We start from the raw sequence: 1,663 nt of genomic DNA, 5'->3' as shown, positions 1-1,663 counted from the left end.
GCTGGCGCTGTTGCCCGCCACGTTGGTGACGCTGGCGGTTGCGGTCACGTCGCCGTCTTTCAGGCTGGTCATATCGCCTGCCGGAACCTTCACGCTCCAGCTGCCGTTGTCCTGCACAGTCGCGGTATAGGTGTGGCCCGCGAAGTTCACGGTCACGGTCTGACCGGCTTCGACATTTTGCGTCGACCCCGTCAGCGTCAGGTCTGCCGCTTTTTCGGCGGCATTGATCATGTCGTCCACCGCGATGGTATCTACGGTGATCGCCACGCTGCTCAGATCGACGGTGACGTTATTCGAGATGGTCACTGAGTTACCCGAAGCGTCGGTGCCGGTCACGCTGATATTCAACGCACCCGCTGGCCAGTTCGCCACATCAGAAGAAGGAACCGCAGCAGACCACGCGCCGTTCGCGCCAACGGTCGCCTGATAATCGACGCCGTTGATGGTCACGGTGACTGAACTTCCTGCCGCGATGTCGGTGCTGGTACCGCTGACGATCTGGTTCTGCTGGATCTCGATGCTGTTGACCACATCGTCGCCAGCCACGGTGTTGATACGCAGACCCGGCAGACCGGCGTCGATGTTGATCTCGCGATCGGCGCTGCCGGTGTTGCCGTGCTGATTGGTCACGCTGGCGGAAATCGTCAGGTCGCCGTCGCCAAATCCTTTCAGATCGGCAGAAGGTACGCTGACGCTCCAGCTCAGATCGTCCTGAACGGTCGTGGTGTAAGTCTTCCCGCCCAGCGTAAGGGTGACGGTATCGCCCGCTGCGGCGTTGGTGACCTTGCCGCTGATCAGCTGATCAGCGTTGATTTCAGTGGCGTTAACGATGTTGTCTGTCGCCACCGGGCTGATGCTGACGGACGGCAGCGAACTGTCGACTAAAACATCGTGCGTCGCGCTGCCGGTGTTACCTGCCGCGTCGGTGCTGCTGGCGGTCAGGGTGTAATCCGCTTCGCCGAGTTTCGCGACGTCGGACGCCGGAACGTTCAGCGTCCACGCGCCGTTGCTGACGGTCGCAGTATAGTTCTGGCCGTTGAGGTTCAGCGTAATCACGCTGCCGTCGGTACCGTTGCTGGTGCCGCTGACGGTCAGGGCTTCGCCTTTCTCGATGGCGTTAATCACGTCGTCAGCCGCAACGGTATTGATGGTCAGAACCGGCGCAATGGTATCAACCGTGACGTCGTGTGTAATTGAACCGTCGTTACCTGCGGCATCTTTGACGCTTGCGCTGACGGTGTAGGAACCGTCGGTCAGCGTGCTGACCACGTTTGCCGGTACGCCAACGCTCCAGTTGCCATTGGCATCCACGGCAGCGGTGTAGCTGTGGCCGTCGATTTCAACGGTGACTAATCCGCCAGCCGGAACGCCCGTGCTGCCACCGGAGATCATCAGGTTCTGCTGATGCTCCTGCGCGTTGATCACGTCGTCGGTGGAAACGGTGTTAATAGTCAGAGCTGGCGCAGTGATATCCACCAGCACCGAACCGCTGACAGAAGAGCTGTTGCCCGCGACATCTTTCACCGTCGCGCTCACAGCGTAGGTACCGTCGGTCAGCGCCGAGGCGTCCGCCGCCGGAACCGACGTGCTCCAGCTGCCGTCGGTGCCGACGGTCGCGGTGTATTCATTGCCGTTCAAAGTAACAGTAACGATCTGACCGGCC

General features: G+C 60.8%; 1 protein-coding gene. It reads right to left on the bottom strand.

Going from position 1 to position 1,663, the window contains the following annotated elements:
* A partial coding sequence (locus ACJY2G_RS25460) for an Ig-like domain-containing protein (RefSeq protein WP_439292380.1) occupies positions 1–1,663 on the bottom strand: 1,663 nt, incomplete at both ends.

The organism is Rahnella sp. ATs2 (assembly GCF_051851855.1).
Lineage (GTDB): Bacteria > Pseudomonadota > Gammaproteobacteria > Enterobacterales > Enterobacteriaceae > Rahnella > Rahnella variigena.
Note: the sequence above shows the minus strand (reverse complement) of the source record. Positions and strands in the feature narration are given on the sequence as shown.